Genomic DNA, 21,336 nt, shown 5'->3' on the forward strand with positions numbered 1-21,336 from the left:
GGAGCGGGGTGGTGCTGTTTCAGTGGGGTGCTGGTGGGGTCAGCGGGTGAAGGCGCTTTCGCCGGTGAGGGCCCGGCCGATGATCAGGGCGTTGATTTCGTGGGTGCCTTCGTAGGAGTAGACGGCCTCGGCGTCGGCGTGGAAGCGGGCGACGTCGGTGGCGAGCGTGATGCCGTTACCGCCCACCACTTCGCGGGCCAGGGCCACGGTTTCGCGCATCAGCAGGGACGTCTGCATCTTGGCCAGGGCCGAGTCCTGGTCCCGGTAGATGCCCCTGGCCTGCTGCTCGGTCAGCCGGACCACCAGGGACAGGGAGGCGGTGACGTTGCCGAGCATCCGGGCGAGCTTCTCCTGGACCAGCTGGAAGGACCCCAGCGGGCGGCCGAACTGCTGGCGTTCCGTGACGTAGCGCAGGGCCGCCTCGAACGCGCCGGCCTGGATGCCGGTCGCGATCCAGGCGACATCCGAGCGCATGGCCTTCAGCATCGCCGCCACGTCCCGGAAGGAGTTCACGTTGTGCAGCCGCATGGACTCATCGACCTGTACGCCCTCGAGCGTGATGTGCGCGTTCTGCATCATCCGCAGGGCCGTTTTACCGTGGATCTTCTCCAGCGTCACGCCGGCCGCCTCGCGGTCCACGAGGAAGGCCTTGACCTGGCCGTCGGCGACGTCGCGGGCGAAAACGGCCAGCACGTCGGCCGTCGCGGCCCCGCCGATCCACCGCTTGGCACCGTCAAGGATCCAGGTGTCATCCTCGCCGTCTTGTACACGCCGCGCTGTGGTGGACAGCCCGCCGGCGATGTCCGAGCCGGAGTCCGGTTCGGTCAACGAAAAGACGCCCTTGAGTGAGAAGTCGATGACCTTCGGCATCCACTCGCGCTGTTGTTCTGCCGAGGCGCCCACCCGGATGGCGGTGCGGAAGAGCCCGGCCTGGGCGGTGTAGTACGTGGCCAGGGAGGCGTCGGTGCGGGCGAGTTCGAAGACCCGGAAGCCTTGGTAGATCCCCCGGGCCGGGCTGCTCTCCGGTCCCGGGCCCCTCAGCTCGGCGGGTTCCATCAGGTCCAGGTCGATCAGCGGCTGGGCGAGCTGATCCGGGAATTCGCCGCGTTCCCAGTACTCGGCCAGCAGCGGCCGCGCCTTCGCGTCGAGGAAGGCCCGCAGCCTGCCGAGCACGCGGCGCTCGTCCGCGGTGAGCAGGGATTCGGCGTCGTAGTAGTCGCAGACGCCGTACAGCCGCTCGTGTATCGGGGCTCCGGCTGTATCCGCGAGGCCGGTATCCAGGCTCATCTCAGACCCCCAGCCCGAGCAGGCGGACGGCGTTGTGCTTGAGGATCTTGGGCCGGACCTCGTCCTTGAGCGGCAGGTCCGCGAAGGCGCCCAGCCACTTCTGCGGCGTGATGAGCGGGAAATCGGTGCCGAAGAGGACCTTGTCCTGCAGCACCGAGTTGGACATCTTCACGAGCGACTCCGGGAAATACTTCGGGGACCAGCCGGAGAGGTCGATGTACACGTTGGCCTTGTGCGTGGCGATGGAGTTGGCCTCGTCCTGCCACGGCACCGACGGGTGGGCCATGATGATCTGCAGTTCCGGGAAGTCCGCCGCCACCGCGTCCAGCAGCAGCGGGTTGGAGTAGCCCAGCTTGATGCCGTAGCCGCCGGGGAGCCCGGCGCCCATGCCGTTCTGGCCGGTGTGGAAGATGGCCGGCAGCCCGAGTTCCTGCAGCGCCTCCCAGAGCGGGTAGAACTGCTCGCTGGAGGGGTCGAAGCCCTGCAGGCTGGGGTGGAACTTGAAGCCCCGGGCGCCCAGGTCGGTGGCCTGGTGCTTGGCGCCCTGGATGGCGTCGGTGCCGGTCCGGGGATCGACGCTGCCGAAGGGGATCAGGACGTCGTTGTTCCGGGCGGCGCCGGCAATGAGGTCCGGGATGCTGTTCGGCTCGTGCTGGAGCTGCGTGCGGGCGTCCACGGTGAACACGACGGCGGCCATGTTCAGTCTGCGGTAGGTCTCAGCAATGGAGTCCAGCGACGGGGTGCGGTCCTCAGCCTTGAAGTACTTCGCGGAGGCCTCGGTCAGGGCCGGCGGGAGGGACTGGTGGCCGTGGCCGTCCACTTCGAGGTGGACGTGCATGTCGATCGCGTCGAGCTTTGCGGCGTCGATGCCCAGCTCGTAGCGGGTGGCTGCCATCTCAGCGCGCCTGTGTTGCTGCGGGCTGGGCGGCCTCGGGCTTGAGGTCTTCGGGGAGCGGCAGGAATTCCTCGCCCACGCTCTGCAGCCTGCCGCCGAACAGCCGGTCGAAGTTTTCCACGAGGTCCTGGTAGCCCCAGCCGCCCTCGCGGTACTCGGTAGCGGCTGCTTCCGGGTGCGTCCAGATCTGCAGCCGGTCGCCGCCGGCGCCGATGGCCTGGCCGGTGATGCCTGCCGCCGCGTCGGAGGCGAGGAAGGCGATGAGTCCGGAGACGTCGTCGGCCGTTCCGAAGCCGAGTTCGTGCCGGAAGAAGTCCGGCATGGCCTCGCCGCGCTCGTCGGCTTCGACGGCCTTCTGGAAGTACGGAATGGTCTTGGTCATAGCGGTGGCGGCCACGGGAATGACGGCGTTGGCGGTGACGCCGGCCTTCTTCATCTCCAGCGCCCAGGTCCGCACCATGCCGACGATCCCGGCCTTCGCCGCGGCGTAGTTGGTCTGGCCGAAGTTGCCGCGCTGCCCGGTGGGGGAGCCGATGGTGATGATCCGGCCGGCGATGCCGTTCTCCTTGAAGTAGCCGAACGCTTCGCGGGCGCAGGTGAAGGTGCCCTTCAGGTGGACGTTGATCACGAGGTCGAAGTCCTCATCCGTCATCTTCAGCAGGGACTTGTCCCGCAGGATGCCGGCGTTGGTGACTAGGATGTCCAGCCGGCCGAAGATCTCGACGGCGGTCTGCACGAGCTGCTTGGCAACCTCGGAGCTGCCCACCGGAGCGACGACGGCGACGGCCCGGCCGCCGTCGGCCTCGATGGTGCGGACCGCTTCGTTGGCCACCTCGGCGTCGACGTCGTTGATCACTACGGCGGCGCCCTGGCGGGCGAGCTCCCGGGCGTAGGCCAGGCCGAGGCCCCGGCCGCTTCCGGTGACGATTGCTACTTTCCCTGACAGGCTCATGGCTGCTCCTTTGCACTGCGCCTTGCGGCGGATCTCCTATGGAGTCGGCGTGTGACGGCCGTCTCCCTCTGCTGGTTCAATAAGAAACCAAATCCTTGAAAATGTCAATCATTTATTTCTGCATCCAAAATACGGCAGGTCCACAAACTTTCGCGGGCGCGGCAACAGTGCGATCATTGAATAAATCAACGGCCTAGCCGGCTCCGCGCCCGAAAGGCACCATGACACTTCAGGTAAATGACGGCATCGAAGGCGCAGGGGAGCCGTCCGCGCGACTGGCGGAATCCACCATCAGCAACGATGTGGGCTTCCTGCTGGCCAAGTTGCACGCAGCAGGGTCCCTGCTCAACAATGCCGCCCTGGCGGAGTTCGGGCTGAAGGAACGTTCCTATTCCGTGCTGGCGCTGGCGTGCGGCAATCTGGGGCCGACCCAGCGGGAACTGGCGGACTTCCTCAGCCTTGACCCCAGCCAGATTGTGGCCCTCATCGACGAACTCGAACAGCGCGGCCTGGTGGAACGGAAGCCAGGGATCTCGGATCGCCGGCAGAAACTCGTGACCGCCACTTCCGAGGGGCGTCGGATCCACGCCGCTGCCCAGAAAGCAGCCCAGGCGGCGGAAGTTGCGCATTTGAGCATGCTTACAGCCCAGGAGGTGGCCTCCCTCCGGGCTATCCTCCGCAAGACGGTGTGGGCAGCCGACGCCCCGGGGCCATGAGCCGGCCCGCGCCATGGATGCGTTGCGGAAATACTGAGGGGTTCGGGAATTCTCCGAGCAGGCCGGACCCGTAGTCTGGAAGCATGTCTGAACTTGAATTCACGGAAGCACGCCCTCCGGAACCGCAGTCCGCTCAATCGAAATTCACCGTTGAGACCGCCAAAATCCTTGCCGAAGTGGCCCACAACCGCCAGAAGGACAAACTCAAGCGGCCCTACCGCGAGCACGTGATCGCCGTCGGGGATGCGCTGGCGGACTTCGACGACGATATCCGGATCGCCGGTTACCTGCACGACATTGCCGAGGACACCCCGATGACCCGGCAGGCGCTGCTGGACATGGGCGTCTCCGAACGGGCCGCGGACATCATCGAACGCGTCACGAAGCGCCTGCACGAGAACCCGGACGACTACCAGGCCGGCATCCGGTACATCGCCGAGGACCACGACGCCACGCTGGTCAAAATCGCGGACAACGCCCACAACTCGCTGCCGGAACGGGTCAAGGCCCTGGCCGAGAAGTGGCCGGAGAAGCCGCCGGTCACCCGGTACGACGAAGCCCGCCCGGTGCTTTACGCCGCCGTCCCGGTCGAGGAAACCCGGAAGATCCTGGCCCGGGTCAACCCGTGGCTGCTCGAGGAACTGGACGACAGGCTCGACGAGGCGGACCACACGGACTACGAGAACCTCGCCTACGACGACGCCCCGGAGGCGTAATCCGTCGGGGCCACCGTAACGGGCCGTGCCGGCGGACCGGACCGTGACCGCCACAGCAGGCCGACGTAGGCCAGGTCAAAGATGCTGCAGAGGATTCCGACGCCCAGGATCAGCGGCGAGTTGCCGTACACGCCGAAGACGATGGTCGGCGCAAGGGTGCCGATCCACTTGGCCACCGCGATCAGCAGGGTCTGGCCCCGGGAGCCCCCGCGGGCGACGAACATGGCGATGAACAGCCCGGACATCAGCAGGTTCTGCAGGAAGGCCGCATAGCGGGACGCGAGCTCCCAGCCGAACTCGACGATGAACAGCAGCTGCACGGCGAAGGACGCGACACCCAGCAGGAGCGCCCAGCCGATGAACAGCCTCCGCGTCACCCAGCCCGGCAGCTCGGCGCGGCCGAACTTCAGGAAGGTGTACACGATCACGACGTCGGCCAGCCCCCACGCGATGTTGAAGACCCCCTGGGCGGTAATCCCCGTCGCGACGGAGCGTGTGGCGTAGATGGCCTCCCAGGCGAAGTTCAGCCCGAGCGCGGCGGCCGGGATCGCGTAGCTCCTGTCCCTGAACCCGATCCGGATGGCATCGACGTAGACCACCGTCCAGGCCAGACCGCTCACAATCGTCAGAAACAGGATCATGGTCTCCTCCTCTCATGCACCGAGGCCAAAACGTGCTGACACAGCGAGCATATCGATGGCTGGCAGATGCCGCTCGGCGGAGGGCCAGGGAGCAGCTGACAGCCCCGTTGCAGCGTGGCCGCAACCTTTGAAGTTCTAAGATTGCGGCCAGGACGAAGACGTCTGTTTTCCATGAGGAGTAGCCATGACTGTTTATGTCCAGCCCGGCCAAGAAGGATCCAAGGTCCAGTTCAAGGACCGCTACGAGAACTGGATCGGCGGCGAATGGGTGGCTCCTACTACCGGCCAGTACATCGAGAACGTCTCCCCGGTGAACGGCAAGCAATTCACTGAGGTGGCCCGAGGGGCAGCCGCCGACGTTGAGCTGGCGCTTGATGCCGCCCATAAAGCCGCTCCGTCCTGGGGCAAGGCTTCGGCCACCGAGCGCGCCGCCGTCCTGAACAAGATCGCCGACCGCATCGATGCGAACCTGGAGATGCTCGCCGTCGCCGAATCCTGGGACAACGGCAAGCCGATCCGCGAAACCCTCAACGCAGACATCCCGCTGGCGGCGGACCACTTCCGCTACTTCGCCTCCGCTATCCGGGCCCAGGAGGGCAGGCTGTCCCAGCTCGACGACGACACCACCGCCTACCACTTCCACGAGCCGCTAGGCGTCGTGGGCCAGATCATCCCCTGGAACTTCCCCATTCTCATGGCGGTCTGGAAAATGGCTCCGGCCCTGGCCGCCGGCAACGCCGTCGTCCTCAAGCCCGCATCCAACACCCCCGCCTCCATCCTGGTGCTGGCCGAGCTCATCGCGGACCTGTTGCCCGCTGGCCTGCTGAACATCGTCAACGGCTTCGGCTCGGAGGTCGGAAAGCCGCTGGCCTCCAGCCCGCGGATCCGGAAGATCGCCTTCACCGGCGAAACCTCCACCGGACGGCTGATCAGCCAGTACGCCAGCGCAAACCTGATCCCGGTCACGCTGGAGCTCGGCGGCAAGAGCCCGAACATCTTCTTCAACGATGTTGCTGATTCCAGCGACGCGTTCTACGACAAGGCGCTGGAGGGCTTCACCCTGTATGCCTTCAACCAGGGCGAAGTCTGCAGCAGCCCGTCCCGCGCCCTCGTCCAGGACGGCATCTACGATTCCTTCATGGCCGACGCCGTGGCCCGGACGCAGCAGATCATCCAGGGCAACCCGCTGGACACTGATACCCAGATCGGTGCCCAGGCGTCCGTAGGCCAGATGGAGAAAATCCTCTCCTACATCGACATCGGGCTCCAGGAGGGCGCCAAGATTCTCGCCGGCGGGAACCAGACGGAGCTCGACGGAGACCTGGCCGGTGGTTTCTACGTCCAGCCGACAATCTTCGAGGGCCACAACAAGATGCGGATCTTCCAGGAGGAGATCTTCGGTCCCGTCGTCTCAGTGGCGCGGTTCAGCGACTACAACGACGCCATCAGCATCGCCAACGACACCCTCTACGGTCTGGGTGCCGGCGTCTGGTCCCGCAACGGCAACGTCGCCTACCGGGCCGGGCGGGAAATCCAGGCCGGCCGCGTGTGGGTCAACAACTACCACGCCTACCCGGCCGGTGCCGCGTTCGGCGGGTACAAGTCCTCCGGCATCGGCCGGGAAAACCACACCATGATGCTGGACCACTACCAGCAGACCAAGAACCTCCTGGTCAGCCATTCAGAAAACAAGCTCGGCTTCTTCTAGAGCCGATCAAGGGCCCGCCGCCATAGCGGCGGGCCCTTGACGCACCCTTTCAACAACGGCACCACCAAGGACTCCTAAATGACGAGAATGTTGATTATTGGCCCGCCCGGATCCGGCAAAGGCACCCAAGCGGAACGGATTTCCGAGCGCCTCGGCGTCGTTGCGATCTCCACCGGCGACATCTTCCGAGCCAACGTCAAAGGCGGAACACCGCTGGGGCTGGAAGCAAAGAAGTACATCGACAGCGGCGACTTCGTCCCGGACAGCGTGACCAACAAGATGGTGCGGGACAGGCTGCTGCAGGAAGACGCCACGCCAGGCTTCCTCCTGGACGGCTACCCGCGCACCACGTGCCAGGTCGACGAGCTGGACGGCATTCTGGCGTCCGGAGACCAGGTCCTTGACGTCGTCTTGCAGCTGACTGCCGACGACGGCGAACTGGTCTCCCGCCTCCTGCACCGTGCCAAGGAAACCGGGCGGAGTGATGACAATGAGGCCGTGATCCGCCACCGGCTGGACCTGTACCACGAGCAGACGGAAGCTGTGGTGGCGAAGTATGCCGAGCGCGGGATCCTGACCCAGATTGACGGCATGGGCGGGATCGATGACGTCACGGACAGAGTGATGCGCAGACTGGAACATCCCGTCAGGGCCTCCGCCGTAAGCGGACGCTAGTAAGGCAGCGGCCGTCACCGGCCGCAAATGACGACGGCGCCGCCCACCGGAGTGGGCGGCGCCGTCGTCGTCGGATCGTACGCGGCGTTGGGCCGGTTATTTCTTCAGCGACTGGGCGATCTGGGCCATGACGGTGTTGTCCGCCAGGGTGGTCGCGTCGCCGACCTCGCGGCCTTCGGCGACGTCCTTGAGCAGGCGGCGCATGATCTTCCCGGACCGGGTCTTGGGCAGTTCGGGGACCACGAGGATGGTCTTGGGCTTGGCGATCGGGCCGATTTCCTTGCCCACGTGGTTGCGGAGCTCCTGGACGATCGCGTCGCCGGTGTCCACGGCATCCCCGCGCAGGATCACGAACGCGACGACGGCCTGGCCGGTGGTCTCGTCCGCAGCCCCGACGACGGCGGCCTCCGCCACCGCGGGGTGGCTGACGAGCGCGGACTCGATCTCAGCAGTGGAGAGCCGGTGGCCGGAAATGTTCATCACGTCATCCACCCGGCCGAGCAGCCAGATGTCGCCGTCCTCGTCCTTCTTGGCGCCGTCGCCGGCGAAGTAGATGCTCTCGAAGCGGGACCAGTAGGTTTCCTTGAACCGCTCCGGGTCGCCCCAGATGCCGCGCAGCATGGCCGGCCAGGGTTCGCGGATCACGAGGTAGCCGCCGGAGCCGTTGGGCACCGACTCGCCGAGCTCGTCCACGACGTCCGCGGCGATGCCGGGGAGCGGGACCTGGGCCGAGCCGGGCTTGGTGGCCGTGACCCCGGGCAGCGGGGCGATCATCTGCGCCCCGGTTTCGGTCTGCCACCAGGTGTCCACGATCGGGGCCGGGGTTTCTTTCCGTTCGCCGTTTTTGCCCCCGTTGGCTCCGATGACCTCGCGGTACCACATCCAGGCTTCCGGGTTGATGGGTTCGCCGACCGAGCCCAGGACGCGGATCGAGGAGAGGTCGTATTTGGCCGGGATCTCCTTGCCCCACTTCATGAAGGTGCGGATGGCGGTCGGAGCGGTGTACAGGATGGACACCTTGTACTTCTCGACGATCTCCCACCAGCGGCCCTGATGCGGGAAGTCCGGGGTGCCCTCGTACATGACCTGGGTGGCTCCGTTGATGAGCGGGGCGTAGGCGACGTAGGAGTGCCCGGTGATCCAGCCGACGTCGGCGGTGCACCAGTAGACGTCCGTCTCCGGGTGCAGGTCGAAGACCGCCTTGTGCGTGTAGGCGCCCTGGGTGAGGTAACCGCCGGTGGTGTGCAGGATGCCCTTGGGCTTACCGGTGGTGCCGGAGGTGTAGAGAATGAACAGCGGGTGCTCGGAGTCGTGCCCGACGGCGGTGTGCTCGGGGGAGGCCACCCCGACCGTGTCCGCCCACCAGTGGTCACGGCCCTCATGCCAGTCCACGTGCTGGCCGTTGCGCTTGACCACCACGACGTTCTGGACGGTGTGCCCGTCAGCATTTCCCTCGTGGGACAAGGCCTCATCAACGGCGGGCTTCAGCGCGCTGGGCTTGCCGCGGCGGTAGGTGCCGTCGGCGGTGACCACGAGCTTGGCCTCGGCGTCGTCGATCCGGGAGCGGAGCGCTTCGGCGGAGAAGCCGCCGAAGACCACCGAGTGGATGGCGCCGATCCGGGCGCACGCCAGCAGCGTGATGACGGCCTCGGGAATCATGGGGAGGTAGACCGCGACCCGGTCGCCCTTGGCCACGCCGAGGGACTCGAAGGCGTTGGCGGCCTTCTTGACTTCTTCGGTGAGCTGGGCGTACGTATAGGTGCGGGTATCGCCCGGTTCGCCCTCGAAGTAGATCGCGACCCTGTCGCCGTGGCCGTTTTCCACGTGGCGGTCCAGGGCGTTGTACGCGGCGTTGACCTCCCCGCCGGCGAACCACTTCGCGAACGGCGGGTTGGACCAGTCCAGCGCCTCGGTGAAGTCCCTGGACCAGTCCAGCAGTTCCCGGGCCTGCCTGGCCCAGAACGCGGGACGGTCCGCGTCCGCCTCGGCATACTCGCCGGCGGTGACCACGGCGTTCGTCGCGGACTCGGCCGAAGGCTCGAAACGGCGGTGCTCCTGGGACAGATTTTTGAAGGCGTCGCCTGCCTGGATAGGGGTGGATGATGCCGCGGTACGGGCGTTGGACATGGGTGACCCCTGTTCTTTCTTACATATTCTGCGGTGAAAAATGCGTGCGCGGGCGGCGTATCCCTAGGGCGTCTAGGGATACGCCGCCGCCGCAGGCAGCCGGGATTGATCAGTACTTGATGACCACGCGGCCGTCGATCTTGGCGTGCTTCATCTCGTCGAGGACGGCATTCACTTCGGAGAGCTCCCTCGTGGACACCGTGGGGTGGATCTTTCCCTGGGCATAGAAGTCGAGTGCTTCCTCCAGGTCCTGCCGGGTACCCACAATGGAGCCGCGGACCGTCAGGCCCTTGAGCACAATCTCGAAGATCGGCGCCGGAAAGTCCCCCGGCGGCAGCCCGTTGAACACGATCGTTCCGCCGCGCCGGGCCATCCCAATGGCCTGGCCGAACGCTGACGGGTGCACTGCCGTGACCAGGACTCCATGGCATCCTCCGGTTTCGCGCTGGATAACTTCGACGGGGTCTTCGTGCAGGGCGTTGACCGTCAACTCTGCACCGTGCTTCTTGGCCAGGGCCAGCTTGTCATCGGCAATGTCCACCGCAGCGACCCGCAGGCCCATGGCCACGGCGTACTGGACGGCGATGTGCCCGAGTCCGCCGATCCCGGAGATGGTGACCCACTGGCCCGGTTTGGCCTCGGTCATCTTCAGGCCTTTGTAGACGGTCACGCCGGCGCAGAGCACCGGAGCCACCTCCACGGGGTCCGATCCGGCCGGAATGCGGGCGGCAAAGCGGGTGTCGACCAGCATGTATTCGCCAAAGGAACCGTCGACGCTGTAGCCGGCGTTCTGCTGGGCCTCGCACAGGGTTTCCCAGCCGGTCCGGCAGTACTGGCAGTCGCCGCAGGCTGACCAGAGCCACGCGTTGCCGACCAAATCGCCGACGGCCAGATCGGTGACGCCCTCGCCGAGGGCGACGACCTCGCCGACGCCTTCGTGGCCCGGAATGAACGGCGGTGACGGCTTGACCGGCCAGTCCCCCTCCGCGGCGTGCAGGTCGGTGTGGCATACGCCGGTGGTGAGGACCTTGACCAGGGCCTCACCGCGTCCCGGGGTGGGGACGGGAAGGTCCTGGATCTGGAGGTCCTTGCCGAACTCGGTAACTACAGCTGCTTTCATCGTCGTCATTGTCGATATTCCTTCGTCGTTTGTAGCCGCGGCAAATAATGCGCAGGCATGAAATTTGAACATCAGGCCAGAGGCCGGGCGTGATGCCCGTTGTCCGCCGAAAGCCTCGCCGGAGGTGTGCGGGTGCGGCCCGCGGATTGTCAGGCGTCGCTGGCACTTGTGCTGTGCAGGATGATGTCCGTGGTCTAAAGCCTAGGGAAGGGAGGGTTGCGACGAGGTTGCAGCCTTGTGAGTCAGGTCACCCGGGCTGGTCTGTGCCGAGCTCGGATTCCAGGCGCTCCAGGTCGGCCACCACAGCAGCCCTCTTGGGTGAGCGCGGCGGCAACAGCTTCAGCGCCGCCATGCGGACGGCAATGTCATCGCTCGCTTCCGGAAGTTCCGCATACTGGAGCAGGGCTTCCGCGCTGCCGTCCGTTAGGACCGCCTCCCGAAGGAGTGTGGAGACGCGCCTCCGCAGCGTCACCACACCCGGAGCCTCGGAGCGAGGCAACACCGGGCCGCGATAAATTTCCAGGGCGACCCTGTGTGCCCCGCGCTGGAGGCAACTGAGGACCTGTCCGGCGTCCGGCAGTACGTCCACGGTGAGTCTGTAGGGCCGGGATTCCGGGACGGCGGCAGGATTGAACTGCTGAAGGACTTTCCTCAACCGGACCATCTCCGCGCGCAGTGTCATGGCTGAGACTTCGCCGAACAGCATGCTGCCCAGCTCTTCACCGCTGAGACCATCCGGATGGATACTCAGCAGCGCCAGCATCTCGCTGTGCCTCGGAGACAGCGATACTGTTCTGCCCTCGATGCTGAGCAGCGCGTGGTCGCGGCCGAGCAGCTGCAGGCTGTTGCGATAGAGGCTTCGGACCGGGCTGCCGGGAACCGTCCTGGGCCCGGCGGATACAGGTTTTCGCCGCCGCGCGACCCGGTCCCGCTTCGCGGCGGCCAGCTGAAGGCGCTCCACGCGCAGCTGCGCCTGCGCGGCCGCGACCGTGGCCTCCACGAGGGAAAGGGTATGCGGGGCGACTGCCATCTCGGTGCCGGTGATATCCAGGACTCCGATCACGGCCCCGGTGTCTGGATCACGGAACGGCACCGCCGTGCAGCTCCACGCGTGAACAGCCCGGTTGAAATGCTCGGGACCGGTGACCTGGATGCTGCGGCCCAGCGCCAGGGCAGTTCCGGGAGCGCTCGTGCCCACGCTGGCCTCGGACCAGTCCGCGCCCTCAACGAACATCATGTGCTCGGCGCGCCGGCGCAGGGCAGCATCCCCGTCGACCCACAGGAGTCTGCCCAGTTCATCACCGACGGCCACGAGCAACCCTTGATCGGAACTGGGCTGAATCAGCAGTTTATTGATCACGGGCATAATTGACGCCAGCGGATGGCCGCGGCGGTACTCCTCAAGGGCCTCACCATCGAGGAGTAGCGAGGACGGCGGCATGTCAGGGTTGGCCTGCAGCCGCAAGGAACGCTTCCAGGACTCTTCAATGATTCTGCGAAGCGCCCCCTGCCCGGACCTGATGCCGGGCTGCTTCGATGCTGCCGGGGGTGGGGATACCGACCGGGGACTACGCACGGTGGCTCCATAGTCGTCAAGCGAAAGTGGGGCCCAAGTATGACCCCAATCACAAGCATACCGCCGCGGGGTACCTTGATCGCGGTCTGGCCCCGTCACAACGTACTGACTGAGTCCATCTAGACCCGCCCGAGGTCGTCGATGTCCTCGAGGAACTGCTGGTGGACTTCGGCGCTGACCGTGGTCCGGGTGTCGGCGATCGCGTCGAGGTATTCCTGGGTGGACGGGCCCTTCCGGACGGCCTCGCGGACTGAGGCGCTGCCCCCGGATGCCGAGCCGCCGTCGTCGTACACCGCTTTTTCCAGCGCCCGCTGGGAGGCGCTGCGGGCCGCGTACTCGATGTCCGCGGGGGAGAAGCCCTCGGTGCGGTCCACCAGGAGCTCGACGTCGACGTCGTCCACCACGGTGGCGGGGATGAAGCGCTGCCACATGGCCTCGCGCGCCTGGCGGTCCGGCAGGCCGATCGGAATGACGTAGTCGAAGCGGCCATGGCGCAGGAACGCGGAGTCGAGGGCGCGGATGAAGTTGGTGGCGCAGACCAGCAGGCGGCCGGGCTGCTCGCGGAACGCCGGGATGATCTTGAGCAGCTCGTTGGTGACGCCCTGCAGGGGAGAGGGCGGTTCGCCGGAACGCTGGGAGGCGATCTCCTCCACCTCGTCGATGAACACGACGGCGTGCTCCAGTTCGGCGATCTCCAGGAACGTCTCGCGCAGCGCGCCCGCCAGCCCCTTGGGGTCGGAGGCCAGCCGGGAGGGGAAGACCTCCACGAACGGCCACTCCAGCCGGGAGGCAATCGCCTTCGCAAAGGTCGTCTTGCCGGTGCCGGGCGGGCCGAAGAGGACGACGGCGCGCGGCGGCACCACGCCGTACTCGTCGGCGAGGTCCGCCTCTGCGAGCGGCAGGACGAGGCGGCGTTCCAGCAGTTCCTTCTCGTTGCGCATGCCCGCCACGTTTTCCCAGAGGTCGCGGGCCAGGATCCGGCCGCCGAGAAGGCTGAGCGGCTCAAGTTCCTGGCGCTGGACCGGGATTTTCCGCTCGAAGTAGCGCAGGTTCTTCTTCAGGACGAAGCCGCGGCTCAGGAACGCCTCCACCCGGGTTTCGGATTCCGGCATCAGCGCGGAGAGCTTGTTCAGCCCGTGCGGGGCCATCCGGTTTTCGACGGCGGCGAGCAGCGAGGTGCCGATCCCGCGGCCGCGGTATTCCGGGAGGGTGGCCAGGAAGACGATCCAGCCTTGGTCGTGCGCGGCCCGTCCGACGGCGGCGCCCACCAGCTGATCGCCCTGCACCGCGACCACGGCGTGGTCCTTTTCGCAGGAGGCGAGCACCTCGGAGAGCGCGTAGACCGGCTCGACATTGCTGGCCTTGAGGGACTCCCAGAGGTGGAGGATCCCGTCAAGATCGGCCGAGTGGAAATCCCTGATCCGCCAGTTGGTCATGTGGTGTCTCCCGGGTGGTTCGTCGCTGAGCCAAGTTGAGCCTGTCCGCTGAGCATATGCGAACCGGGGGCACGACAGGTTGCGGGGACGTTGCGTTACGCCCGTACCTGGAGGCCCGGTGGGGAGACGCGACGGCCGGGCTTCGGGGCCGGCCTAGAGGTGCTGGATGCCTGCCCGCTGCATGGCGTCCTTGTAAACTTCGACGTTCTTCGCCAGGAGTTCGTCCTGCTTGGTGGCCGAGACGGCGAAGGCGCGGCCGCCGAGGGCGGTGGCCTTGTAGATCTTGACGCCCCGGTTCTTCAGTGACGAGTGGTAGGTCTTCTCGAAGAGCGTCAGGAAGGCGTGGGCGTCGGCGCCGTGGGCGATGACGGCCGAGACGCGCTTGTTGATTTTCAGGAACTGGCGGAAGGGCCGCAGGCCGTCCGTTTTCTCCTGGACGTTCAGGGCGGAGGGGAGCTCGGGGTCGCGGACCCAGGGGTAGGCGTTCCACGGCATCACGTAGCGGGGGTCGAGTTCGACGGCGTCGTAGATGGAGGTGGCGCGGCGGGCGGCCTCGTCGTCGTTGAAGTGGGAGACGAAGCCCGACTCGGTGCCCTTGCCCGGGGCGATGTGGAGGCTGACGATCCGGCACTCGTCCTCGTCATGGACGGGATCGATGTAGGGGACGACCGACCCCGGCTTCTTTTCCATCAGTTCGTCGCAAAGCTGCGTTACGGCGGCGATGTTCGGTTCCTGCAGCAGGGCCTTTTTTTCGTCCCAGTCAATCGTCACGATTTCTCCCTCAGCGCTCAGCGTCCAGAAACAGGCGTCTGCTTCCACTCTACGCTTTTGGGCGCGGGGGCGTTTTTGAGGGGCGATTTGGGTCACAGGATGGGCGCTGACGGAGCCGATCCGCGGCGCCGGCCCAAGAGACGCCCGACCACTGGTCATGGCCGATCGCCGGGCGTAGGCTTAAAGCGCCTGCAGGTAGCCATCTGATTTAGTTGGGTCGTTCAGGACACGTAAGTGTCCGAGCCATCTCCATAGCGAGATCGCGAAGGTACCTGCAGGCCCTTCGTTTAAGGGGCGTTGCGTTTAGGGGGCGTTGAGCCCCGAGCCGCCGATTCAGTTTCCGTAGTGGTAATGGCAGGCCGCAATCAAGACCTCGACGCCACCGGGCGTCTCGACGAACTTGTAGACCAGCCGATGCTCGTCGGTGATGCGGCGGAACCAGTAGCCGTGGAAGCCGTGTTTGAGCGGCTCGGGTTTTCCGATTCCTTCATTGCCGTTGCGCGCAATGTCCTTGATGAGCGTGTTGATCCGCTTGAGGATCCTGCGGTCCTGGGATTGCCACCATAGGTAGTCTTCCCACGACGCCTTGGACCAGACAAGCCTCATTCAGCCAGGTCCCGCACCACACCACGGCCGGCTTCCAGTTCTTCTATCGAGCCCAGGATTCGTCGGGCGTTGGCTGGGTTGCGGAGCAGGTAGGCCGTCTCCCGCAGCGATTCGTAGTCGGACCGGGACACCATGACGACGTCTTCTTTTCCCGGGCGGGTAATAACGACGTCCTCGCGGTCGTCGGTGACCGCGTCGAGGGTCTCCTTGTAATGCGCGCGTGACTGGGAATAGGTAAGGGTTTTCACGGGACCTCCTTGCGTACAACTTATTGTACGCCTGCTAGTCCGGTCGGATCATGCCTGCAGCTCCTCGTAAACCAGCTCACTCAGCATCTTGAGCAAAGCGCGGCCGGAGCTGCCGGGCCTCGGCACGCCGTGGGGGACCCCGACGACGGTCAACTACAGCGAGGGATCCGACGTCGGCTACCGCTGGTTCGCGAAGACCGGGCAGGACCCCCTGTTCCCTTTCGGCCACGGGCTCAGCTCCACCCGGTTCGACTATGCGGACCTGACAGTGCAGGGCCGGAGCGGGGTGCGTGCCGAGTTCACCGTCACCAATGCGGGGCCGCGACGCGGGGCCGATGTGCCCCAGCTCTACCTCCTCGAGGATCCTGCGGGGACCCGGATGCGGCTGCTCGGCCTCGAGCGCGTGGACCTCGAACCCGGCGAATCACGGACCGTCTGGCTGAACGTCGATCCGCGGCTGTTGGCGTCCTACGACACCGGCCGCGGGCAGTGGCATACCCCCGGTGGCAACTACCGCCTGGCGCTCGGGCACTCGGCCGGTGACTACACCGTGGTGGCTGACGTGTCACTGGCCGAGTCCTGGTTCGGGCGATAGCCGGCCGGCCAATTCAGCAGCGTCTCAGGCCGCTGCCGCCGCCTTTGCCGTGGCCCTTGCCGATGCCCTTGCCGAGGCCCGAGGTCCGGCGCGCTTGCGCACCTTGGCGAGGTGCCGGAGTTTGTGCCGGTGGCGGGATGGTGCTGTTTCGGGAGACGAAGATCCCGGCAACGGCGGGGCGGTGGACTGGTAGCTGTGCCCGGTCGGCGTCGTGAGTTGAAACGTGTGCCGTGGCCCCGGCCGGGGTTGCGCGCTCCAGCCGGGCGCTTCCTTAGCGTGGTTGCAGGCTTCACAAAGCCCCGCGCCGTTAATGTTGGTGGTCGTGCCTCCGCCGCTCCACGGGCGGATGTGATCCAGATGCCGGATCGGGGCGTCGCAATATGGCGTACGGCAGGTGTGGTCCCGGGCCTGGACAAAGCTGCGCAGCCCGGGCGGGAAGAGCCGTGCCCGGGAGTCCATCGCGACGAGGTCGCCGGCGCCGGGGGCGGTGTAGAGCCGCCGGAGCCAAAGGTTCATGGCCTGGTCTTGGTCTTGGTCCTGGTTTTGGTCCGGGACGAGGATCTCCCGGGCCCACCCGGCGGGGACGATGCCGTAGCCCGGGAGCCGGGCGGGTTCGCCGTCTCCCTGGAACAGGGTGCGGTCGGTCATGACGAGCTGGATCTCGATGCCGTTGATTCCACCTGCCTTCCCCGTGTTGCGTTCAACCAGTGCATCGGCCATGATCTGCCCCCGGCCCCGGGGGTCTCCGCCGGCGACGAGCGCGTCGGCATGGCGGCTCAGCGCCGCGTACGCGGCCACGCCCGCGGCGACCGGGAGGAGGGCCGTCAGATAGCACATGGTGTCGGGCGCCGGGCGGAGACTGACATGGCGCTCGGCGGCGGCGTGGCTGGCGCGGTCCGCAACGGACCGCGGATCCCGTCGGTAGGCGGCGGACCGGGCCGCGGAAACAACCGCACGGTCGCCCGCTCCACTGAACGTCCCGGCGTCGGACGCCAACTCCTCGTCGACGGCGCGGCGGTCGGTCGCGGACAGGCAGGCGGTCTCACGCACTAACAGTGTGGCCCGCCATTCATTGAGCTGGCCCGTCTCCAGCCCGGCGAGGGTATGCGGCATCTCGGTGACGAGCGCCTTGGCCAAACCCAGGAGCCGGCTGCCCCTGGCCGGTGATTCCCGGCGGGCGAGGGCGATCTGCGCCGCGATGCCAGCGCCCAGCTGCTCGGCCGGCACGCCCGCGCCGGCCTGGTCGCGGCGCTGCCGCACATCAAAGGCGACGGCGATCCGGGCCTGCAGCGCGGCCGCAGCGGACTTCAAATCCTCGAGGTTACGGAGCTGGTCAATCATCCCGGCACCGTCCGCGGCCGGCCGTGCGTCAGCCAGGTTACGGATCATCTCCGTGACCGCCACACCAACCGCTGCTTTCGAAGCCACTTCGGGCCCTTGCTCGCCGTCCATGAACCCACTCTAAGAGGGGGCACCGACAATAAAGACCACCGACATTAATGCGGCCACCGAAGCTGCGTATCCGTAAAATTCGAAGGAACGCCCCGCGCCCCGATCCAAGGAATCCATGCCGATCAACAGACAGACCCTGAAAGCCGACGGGTTCACCGGTTTCCGGCCGCTGGCGGACCTCGAGATCAACCGGATCCCGCAGAAACCCGGGATCTTCGCGGTGCTGCGGCCCGAGGGATTCCGGCCGCAGTTCCTGTCCAGGAGCACGGCAGGCATCTTCAAGAAGAAGGACCCCACCCTGCGGGCGGACGCGCTCGCCGCCGAATGGGTGGACGACGCCGATATCCTCTACGTCGGGAAGGCCGGACCCGGCAGCAAGGGCAACCGCGGGCTCCGCCGGCAGATCCAGGAGTTCGTCGACTTCGGCCAGGGCAAGCCGCCGGGGCACTGGGACGGCAGGCTGATCTGGCAGCTCGCCAGTGCAGGATCGCTGATCATCGCGTGGAAGGAACTTCCCGCAGCGGAGCTGAACGCCGCCGAGGCCGGGTACCACGCCGAGTTCCGGGAGGAGTTCGGCCGCCTCCCGTTCGCGAACCTGGTCCAGGCCCGCGTCAAAGGCAGCTAGTCGCCGCCGCAGCAGGTGAATCCCGGACGAGCTAGCCGCATTTTCTCGCGGCGGGGACGCGGCTCGCCTCCTGCCGACTAAAATCTTGCCTTCCGCTAGATTAATTGTTGCGAACGTTGGCCGGTTCATCTTCCTTGACTTTCAGGCCCAATTCAAGGCATCGTCTTAAATGTTCATTTCCCAAGACGAAAGAATGCAAGCGATGCGGCCCATTGCGTACCCTGAGTTCCCCTTCAGCTCGCCGCTGGCCAAAGCCATCATCCAGCTGGAGCGGCTCAGGGGTGACTTGGGGGACGGAACCACTCGTCCCGTCGTTTTCGGACAGTTGAAGTCGCTCTTCCAGTTGCTTTCGACGATTATGAGCGCCCGGATCGAGGGCAACCGCACTTCGATTGTTGATGCGGTGGCGGGTGTGGCGGCGTCAGACAAGGCCGTCGACGGACGGGCGAACGACGAGGTACAGGAGATTGTTCAACTCCATGAGGCAACCGCGTTTGTGGATCGCACCGTGGAGCGCGGCACCACTCTCAGTCATGGCTTCGTCAGAGAGCTGCATCGCATTTCAGTTTCCGGGCTGGAGCGGGAGGGCGACAAGACGCCTGGGGCCTACAGGGTGGGTGATGTGACTATCAGCGGCTCGCGTCACCGTCCGCCGTCCCCAGGGGATGTGCACAGCGACATGACGTTGCTACTGGACTTCATCAATGAGGATGTCGAGCAGAACTACGACCTTTTGAAGATTGCGCTGGCGCACCACCGGTTTGTCTGGATACACCCGTTCGGAAATGGCAATGGTCGTGTGGGGCGGCTCCTGACATACGCAGCAATGCGGCGGCAGGGTTTCGCGGACGTCGCCGGATACCGCGGATTGAACCCCACGGCAGTCTTCGGCGAGAACCGCGAGCTCTACTACGATCGGTTGGAGGACGCGGATTCCCTGGAACCGGACGCCCTTATCAGATGGTCAACCTATGTTCTCGAAGGGCTGCTCGCTGACTTGGGGAAACTGTCGATGCTTGGCAAGCAGGAGTTCGTGACCAACAAGCTCCTGCTCCCCGCGATTGACCGTGGACTGCGTTCAGCACGGTTCACCGTGCCGGAAGCCGCAGCGCTGGGGATCATCGCGCGGATCACTGAGGCTAAGGCCGCCGACCTCAGGACCGCCTTTCCAGGTTCGGCGGCAACCCGTAGCCAGGGCATTCGCAAGCTCCTGGACCGCGGCGTCATTGAGCCAATTGGCGAGGGAAAGCGAAGCTATCGTTTGCGCTTGGCGCCAAGTGACCTGACCGGCTTACTGGTGCAACAACTGAACGAGCTGGATTTCCTGCCGAGGATTCTTCGCGACGGTGCGTGACAGGACCGGGCCCTACGTTAGACACCGCCGCCGTGCGTGAACCGCCCCGCCACTAGCGTCGCGGCTACCGGCATCGCCGCGAACGCCGCATCGGACACGTCGAACGGGTCGCCGTCGAGCACCGCGAGATCAGCCGGGTCACCAAGCCTGATTCTGCCCCGCCCGCGGGTTGAGGCGGTCAGGGCTTCCGTCCGGGTGAGGGCCTGCTCGGGATGCCACGTATGCCACGGCACCCTCCCGTCCTGGCGCGCCCGCGTGGTGGCCGCGGACATGGCAAGCCAGGGCTCCAGCGGCGCCACCGGGGCATCGGAACCGAGCGCCAGCGTGGCGCCGGCAGCCAGCAGGGACCGCAGCGGGAAGGCCCTGTGGGTGCGTCCGGCCCAGTTCGAATCGGCGGCGTCACGGTCATCCAGGGCGTGGGCGGGCTGGACGCTCGCGGTCAGGCCCAGCTCGCCGAAGCGGGCGAAGTCCTGGCTGCGGACAAACTGGGCATGCTCGATCCTGCCGCGGACCCCGGCGGCAGCGAACGCGTTCAGGGCCACCTCGTTGGCGCCGTCGCCGATCGCGTGGACCGCCGGAACAAAGCCGGACTCCCGGGCGCGGACCAGCAAGTCCAGCAGCTCCGCCGCACTCAAAGTGAGCAGGCCGCGGCCGCCGTGCGGATACGGGTCCACGCAGTACGCCGTACGGGTGTTCAGCGAGCCGTCGATCAGCACCTTGAACGGGCCAACCCGCAGCAGTCCCGCCCCGCCGTCGAGCACCTGCCCGGTGCGTAGGCCTTCTGCCACGGCGCGGTCCAGGTCCTGCGGGTAGACACCGGCGTCTACCCGGAAGGAGCCGAAGCCACCCGCCACCCGACGCAGCCACACGTCCCGGTTCCAGGTCATTTCGAAATCGACGATCCCCACGATGCCGCGCGCGGCCGCTGCCTGCGCGGATTCCCGGACCCAGGCATCCACCACCGGGTCGGGCAGTCTGCCCAGCTCGCGGGTCAGTTCAAAGGCCGGCTCCTCGCGGAGCAGCCCGGACGCGTCCACCGGCATCCCGTAGCGTGCGGCCGCCGCGCTGTTGAGCCAGACGCAGTGCAGATCGTGGCTGAGCAGGGCGGTCGGCAGGCCGCCGGTGACGCCGTCGAGCAGGTCCAGGCTGGGAACGTCGCCCCAGACGGCGTCCCGGAAGCCGACGCCCACCACGGCGCGGCCGCCGGCGTCGCTGTTGCCTTCTGCAGGGCCGTGGTCCGCGATATTCGACCGGACGACGTCGGCCGCCTCGCGGGCCGAGGCGGCGCCGGACAGGTCAATCCGGTTGGCGGCGAGGGCCCACTGGGTCATGTGGACATGCTCATCCCAGAGCCCCGGGATGACGTACCGTCCGTCCAGGTCCAGCACGCGGGATCCGGGGACACAGGGCAGTTCCCCGGCCGGAGCGATCCGCGAAACCAAACCGTCCAGCACGTGGACATCGCGCAGCGCCGTTTCGCCGGGGAGCCGCACGGCGGCAAGAACGAGGCTGGTCGCGGCATCGGCAGGCGTCTCAGGCATAGGAAACAGGCTAGGCGCCGGAACGCCCCGCGCCAATCCGGACTCGCCGCAGCGCTCCGTCCGCAGCGCTCCGTCCGCAGCGCTCCGTCCGCAGCGCGCCAATCCGGACTCGCCGCCCCGCCCCGACCGCACGCCGCCGGACAAGGGACTTTCGCCCCTTACCCGGGCCGCAAGCACGCCGCATGCTGTATTTGGGGCGGTTCCTGCACGGCCATTGGGGGACGAACCGCCTTTGTAACGCAGTACTTTTCTAACGCAGTACTGGTCTCGCTGGAACCTTGGGGAAGGAAATGGC

The 21,336-nt window shown here is 66.5% G+C and carries 20 protein-coding genes; 7 read left to right on the forward strand and 13 right to left on the reverse strand.

From position 1 onward, the window contains the following. Nucleotides 1-39: 39 nt before the first annotated feature. From ABIB26_RS02260 to ABIB26_RS02270, 3 genes are read right to left on the reverse strand one after another with little or no spacing between them, the layout of a single operon-like run. Nucleotides 40-1,287, reverse strand: a complete 1,248-nt coding sequence (locus ABIB26_RS02260; RefSeq protein ID WP_354239158.1) for an acyl-CoA dehydrogenase family protein — start codon at nucleotides 1,285-1,287, stop codon at nucleotides 40-42. Between the two features lies 1 nt (nucleotide 1,288). Further along, nucleotides 1,289-2,182 (reverse strand): amidohydrolase family protein, encoded by an 894-nt coding sequence (locus ABIB26_RS02265; protein ID WP_354239160.1) that lies wholly within the window; start codon nucleotides 2,180-2,182, stop codon nucleotides 1,289-1,291. A 1-nt stretch (nucleotide 2,183) separates the two neighbouring features. Next, nucleotides 2,184-3,134, reverse strand: coding sequence for an SDR family NAD(P)-dependent oxidoreductase (locus ABIB26_RS02270; protein WP_354239162.1), 951 nt, complete (start codon nucleotides 3,132-3,134; stop codon nucleotides 2,184-2,186). A gap of 221 nt (nucleotides 3,135-3,355) precedes the next feature. Here ABIB26_RS02270 and ABIB26_RS02275 point away from each other — a divergent pair, with 221 nt between their 5' ends. Continuing rightward, nucleotides 3,356-3,850: a MarR family winged helix-turn-helix transcriptional regulator gene (locus ABIB26_RS02275; RefSeq protein ID WP_354239164.1), complete on the forward strand. Its 495-nt coding sequence runs from the start codon at nucleotides 3,356-3,358 to the stop codon at nucleotides 3,848-3,850. A gap of 83 nt (nucleotides 3,851-3,933) precedes the next feature. Continuing rightward, entirely contained in the window at nucleotides 3,934-4,566 is a 633-nt protein-coding gene (locus ABIB26_RS02280; RefSeq protein ID WP_354239166.1) for an HD domain-containing protein, read from the forward strand. Here the strand turns inward: ABIB26_RS02280 and ABIB26_RS02285 are convergent. Continuing rightward, nucleotides 4,542-5,207, reverse strand: coding sequence for a transmembrane-type terpene cyclase (locus ABIB26_RS02285; RefSeq protein WP_354239168.1), 666 nt, complete (start codon nucleotides 5,205-5,207; stop codon nucleotides 4,542-4,544). The genes ABIB26_RS02280 and ABIB26_RS02285 overlap by 25 nt on opposite strands. A 184-nt stretch (nucleotides 5,208-5,391) precedes the next feature. Here ABIB26_RS02285 and exaC point away from each other — a divergent pair, with 184 nt between their 5' ends. Both exaC and ABIB26_RS02295 read left to right on the forward strand, forming a co-directional pair. Beyond that, nucleotides 5,392-6,915: an acetaldehyde dehydrogenase ExaC gene (gene exaC, locus ABIB26_RS02290; protein ID WP_354239170.1), complete on the forward strand. Its 1,524-nt coding sequence runs from the start codon at nucleotides 5,392-5,394 to the stop codon at nucleotides 6,913-6,915. Nucleotides 6,916-7,002: 87 nt separating this feature from the next. Further along, nucleotides 7,003-7,590: an adenylate kinase gene (locus ABIB26_RS02295; protein WP_354239290.1), complete on the forward strand. Its 588-nt coding sequence runs from the start codon at nucleotides 7,003-7,005 to the stop codon at nucleotides 7,588-7,590. A gap of 96 nt (nucleotides 7,591-7,686) precedes the next feature. On the opposite strand, the gene acs is transcribed toward ABIB26_RS02295, so the two are convergent. The 7 genes from acs to ABIB26_RS02330 all read right to left on the reverse strand — a co-directional run bounded on the left by acs (nucleotide 7,687) and on the right by ABIB26_RS02330 (nucleotide 15,474). Next, the gene (acs, locus tag ABIB26_RS02300; protein WP_354239172.1) at nucleotides 7,687-9,717 is read right to left on the reverse strand and encodes an acetate--CoA ligase; all 2,031 of its coding nucleotides are present in this window, start codon (nucleotides 9,715-9,717) and stop codon (nucleotides 7,687-7,689) included. Between the two features lie 109 nt (nucleotides 9,718-9,826). Beyond that, nucleotides 9,827-10,837, reverse strand: a complete 1,011-nt coding sequence (adhP, locus tag ABIB26_RS02305; RefSeq protein ID WP_354239291.1) for an alcohol dehydrogenase AdhP — start codon at nucleotides 10,835-10,837, stop codon at nucleotides 9,827-9,829. Nucleotides 10,838-11,084: 247 nt separating this feature from the next. Beyond that, nucleotides 11,085-12,359 carry a GAF domain-containing protein gene (locus tag ABIB26_RS02310; protein ID WP_354239293.1) on the reverse strand — a complete coding sequence of 425 codons (1,275 nt, stop codon included), beginning with the start codon at nucleotides 12,357-12,359 and terminating at the stop codon, nucleotides 11,085-11,087. A gap of 173 nt (nucleotides 12,360-12,532) precedes the next feature. After that, nucleotides 12,533-13,849, reverse strand: coding sequence for an ATP-binding protein (locus tag ABIB26_RS02315; protein ID WP_354239174.1), 1,317 nt, complete (start codon nucleotides 13,847-13,849; stop codon nucleotides 12,533-12,535). A gap of 153 nt (nucleotides 13,850-14,002) precedes the next feature. Continuing rightward, nucleotides 14,003-14,620: a uracil-DNA glycosylase family protein gene (locus ABIB26_RS02320; protein ID WP_354239176.1), complete on the reverse strand. Its 618-nt coding sequence runs from the start codon at nucleotides 14,618-14,620 to the stop codon at nucleotides 14,003-14,005. Between the two features lie 333 nt (nucleotides 14,621-14,953). Next, nucleotides 14,954-15,226 (reverse strand): Txe/YoeB family addiction module toxin, encoded by a 273-nt coding sequence (locus ABIB26_RS02325; protein ID WP_354239178.1) that lies wholly within the window; start codon nucleotides 15,224-15,226, stop codon nucleotides 14,954-14,956. Beyond that, a complete protein-coding gene (locus ABIB26_RS02330) occupies nucleotides 15,223-15,474 on the reverse strand; it encodes a type II toxin-antitoxin system Phd/YefM family antitoxin (RefSeq protein ID WP_354239180.1) in 252 nt (83 codons plus the stop codon). The genes ABIB26_RS02325 and ABIB26_RS02330 overlap by 4 nt, the downstream gene beginning before the upstream one ends. Before the next feature lie 88 nt (nucleotides 15,475-15,562). Between ABIB26_RS02330 and ABIB26_RS02335 the strand changes: the two genes are divergently transcribed. Next, a complete protein-coding gene (locus tag ABIB26_RS02335) occupies nucleotides 15,563-16,069 on the forward strand; it encodes a fibronectin type III-like domain-contianing protein (RefSeq protein ID WP_354239182.1) in 507 nt (168 codons plus the stop codon). 24 nt (nucleotides 16,070-16,093) lie between these two features. On the opposite strand, the gene ABIB26_RS02340 is transcribed toward ABIB26_RS02335, so the two are convergent. Continuing rightward, nucleotides 16,094-17,521: an HNH endonuclease gene (locus tag ABIB26_RS02340; protein ID WP_354239184.1), complete on the reverse strand. Its 1,428-nt coding sequence runs from the start codon at nucleotides 17,519-17,521 to the stop codon at nucleotides 16,094-16,096. 115 nt (nucleotides 17,522-17,636) lie between these two features. Here ABIB26_RS02340 and ABIB26_RS02345 point away from each other — a divergent pair, with 115 nt between their 5' ends. Next, on the forward strand, nucleotides 17,637-18,146 hold the full coding sequence (locus ABIB26_RS02345; protein WP_354239186.1) for a hypothetical protein: 510 nt from the start codon (nucleotides 17,637-17,639) through the stop codon (nucleotides 18,144-18,146). 169 nt (nucleotides 18,147-18,315) lie between these two features. Continuing rightward, nucleotides 18,316-19,500 (forward strand): Fic family protein, encoded by a 1,185-nt coding sequence (locus tag ABIB26_RS02350; RefSeq protein WP_354239188.1) that lies wholly within the window; start codon nucleotides 18,316-18,318, stop codon nucleotides 19,498-19,500. 17 nt (nucleotides 19,501-19,517) lie between these two features. On the opposite strand, the gene ABIB26_RS02355 is transcribed toward ABIB26_RS02350, so the two are convergent. Next, entirely contained in the window at nucleotides 19,518-21,041 is a 1,524-nt protein-coding gene (locus tag ABIB26_RS02355; RefSeq protein WP_354239190.1) for an amidohydrolase, read from the reverse strand. Nucleotides 21,042-21,336: the final 295 nt, after the last annotated feature.

This window comes from Arthrobacter sp. UYEF20 (genome assembly GCF_040546335.1).
Classification (GTDB): domain Bacteria; phylum Actinomycetota; class Actinomycetes; order Actinomycetales; family Micrococcaceae; genus Arthrobacter.

Bases quoted from the DNA above. Each gene is read 5' to 3' on its own strand.
- ABIB26_RS02260 (WP_354239158.1), bottom strand. From the start codon at position 1,287: ATGAGCCTGGATACCGGCCTCGCGGATACAGCCGGAGCCCCGATACAC.
- ABIB26_RS02265 (WP_354239160.1), bottom strand. From the start codon at position 2,182: ATGGCAGCCACCCGCTACGAGCTGGGCATCGACGCCGCAAAGCTCGAC.
- ABIB26_RS02270 (WP_354239162.1), bottom strand. From the start codon at position 3,134: ATGAGCCTGTCAGGGAAAGTAGCAATCGTCACCGGAAGCGGCCGGGGC.
- ABIB26_RS02275 (WP_354239164.1), top strand. From the start codon at position 3,356: ATGACACTTCAGGTAAATGACGGCATCGAAGGCGCAGGGGAGCCGTCC.
- ABIB26_RS02280 (WP_354239166.1), top strand. From the start codon at position 3,934: ATGTCTGAACTTGAATTCACGGAAGCACGCCCTCCGGAACCGCAGTCC.
- ABIB26_RS02285 (WP_354239168.1), bottom strand. From the start codon at position 5,207: ATGATCCTGTTTCTGACGATTGTGAGCGGTCTGGCCTGGACGGTGGTC.
- exaC (WP_354239170.1), top strand. From the start codon at position 5,392: ATGACTGTTTATGTCCAGCCCGGCCAAGAAGGATCCAAGGTCCAGTTC.
- ABIB26_RS02295 (WP_354239290.1), top strand. From the start codon at position 7,003: ATGTTGATTATTGGCCCGCCCGGATCCGGCAAAGGCACCCAAGCGGAA.
- acs (WP_354239172.1), bottom strand. From the start codon at position 9,717: ATGTCCAACGCCCGTACCGCGGCATCATCCACCCCTATCCAGGCAGGC.
- adhP (WP_354239291.1), bottom strand. From the start codon at position 10,837: ATGAAAGCAGCTGTAGTTACCGAGTTCGGCAAGGACCTCCAGATCCAG.
- ABIB26_RS02315 (WP_354239174.1), bottom strand. From the start codon at position 13,849: ATGACCAACTGGCGGATCAGGGATTTCCACTCGGCCGATCTTGACGGG.
- ABIB26_RS02325 (WP_354239178.1), bottom strand. From the start codon at position 15,226: ATGAGGCTTGTCTGGTCCAAGGCGTCGTGGGAAGACTACCTATGGTGG.
- ABIB26_RS02340 (WP_354239184.1), bottom strand. From the start codon at position 17,521: ATGGACGGCGAGCAAGGGCCCGAAGTGGCTTCGAAAGCAGCGGTTGGT.
- ABIB26_RS02345 (WP_354239186.1), top strand. From the start codon at position 17,637: ATGCCGATCAACAGACAGACCCTGAAAGCCGACGGGTTCACCGGTTTC.
- ABIB26_RS02350 (WP_354239188.1), top strand. From the start codon at position 18,316: ATGTTCATTTCCCAAGACGAAAGAATGCAAGCGATGCGGCCCATTGCG.
- ABIB26_RS02355 (WP_354239190.1), bottom strand. From the start codon at position 21,041: ATGCCTGAGACGCCTGCCGATGCCGCGACCAGCCTCGTTCTTGCCGCC.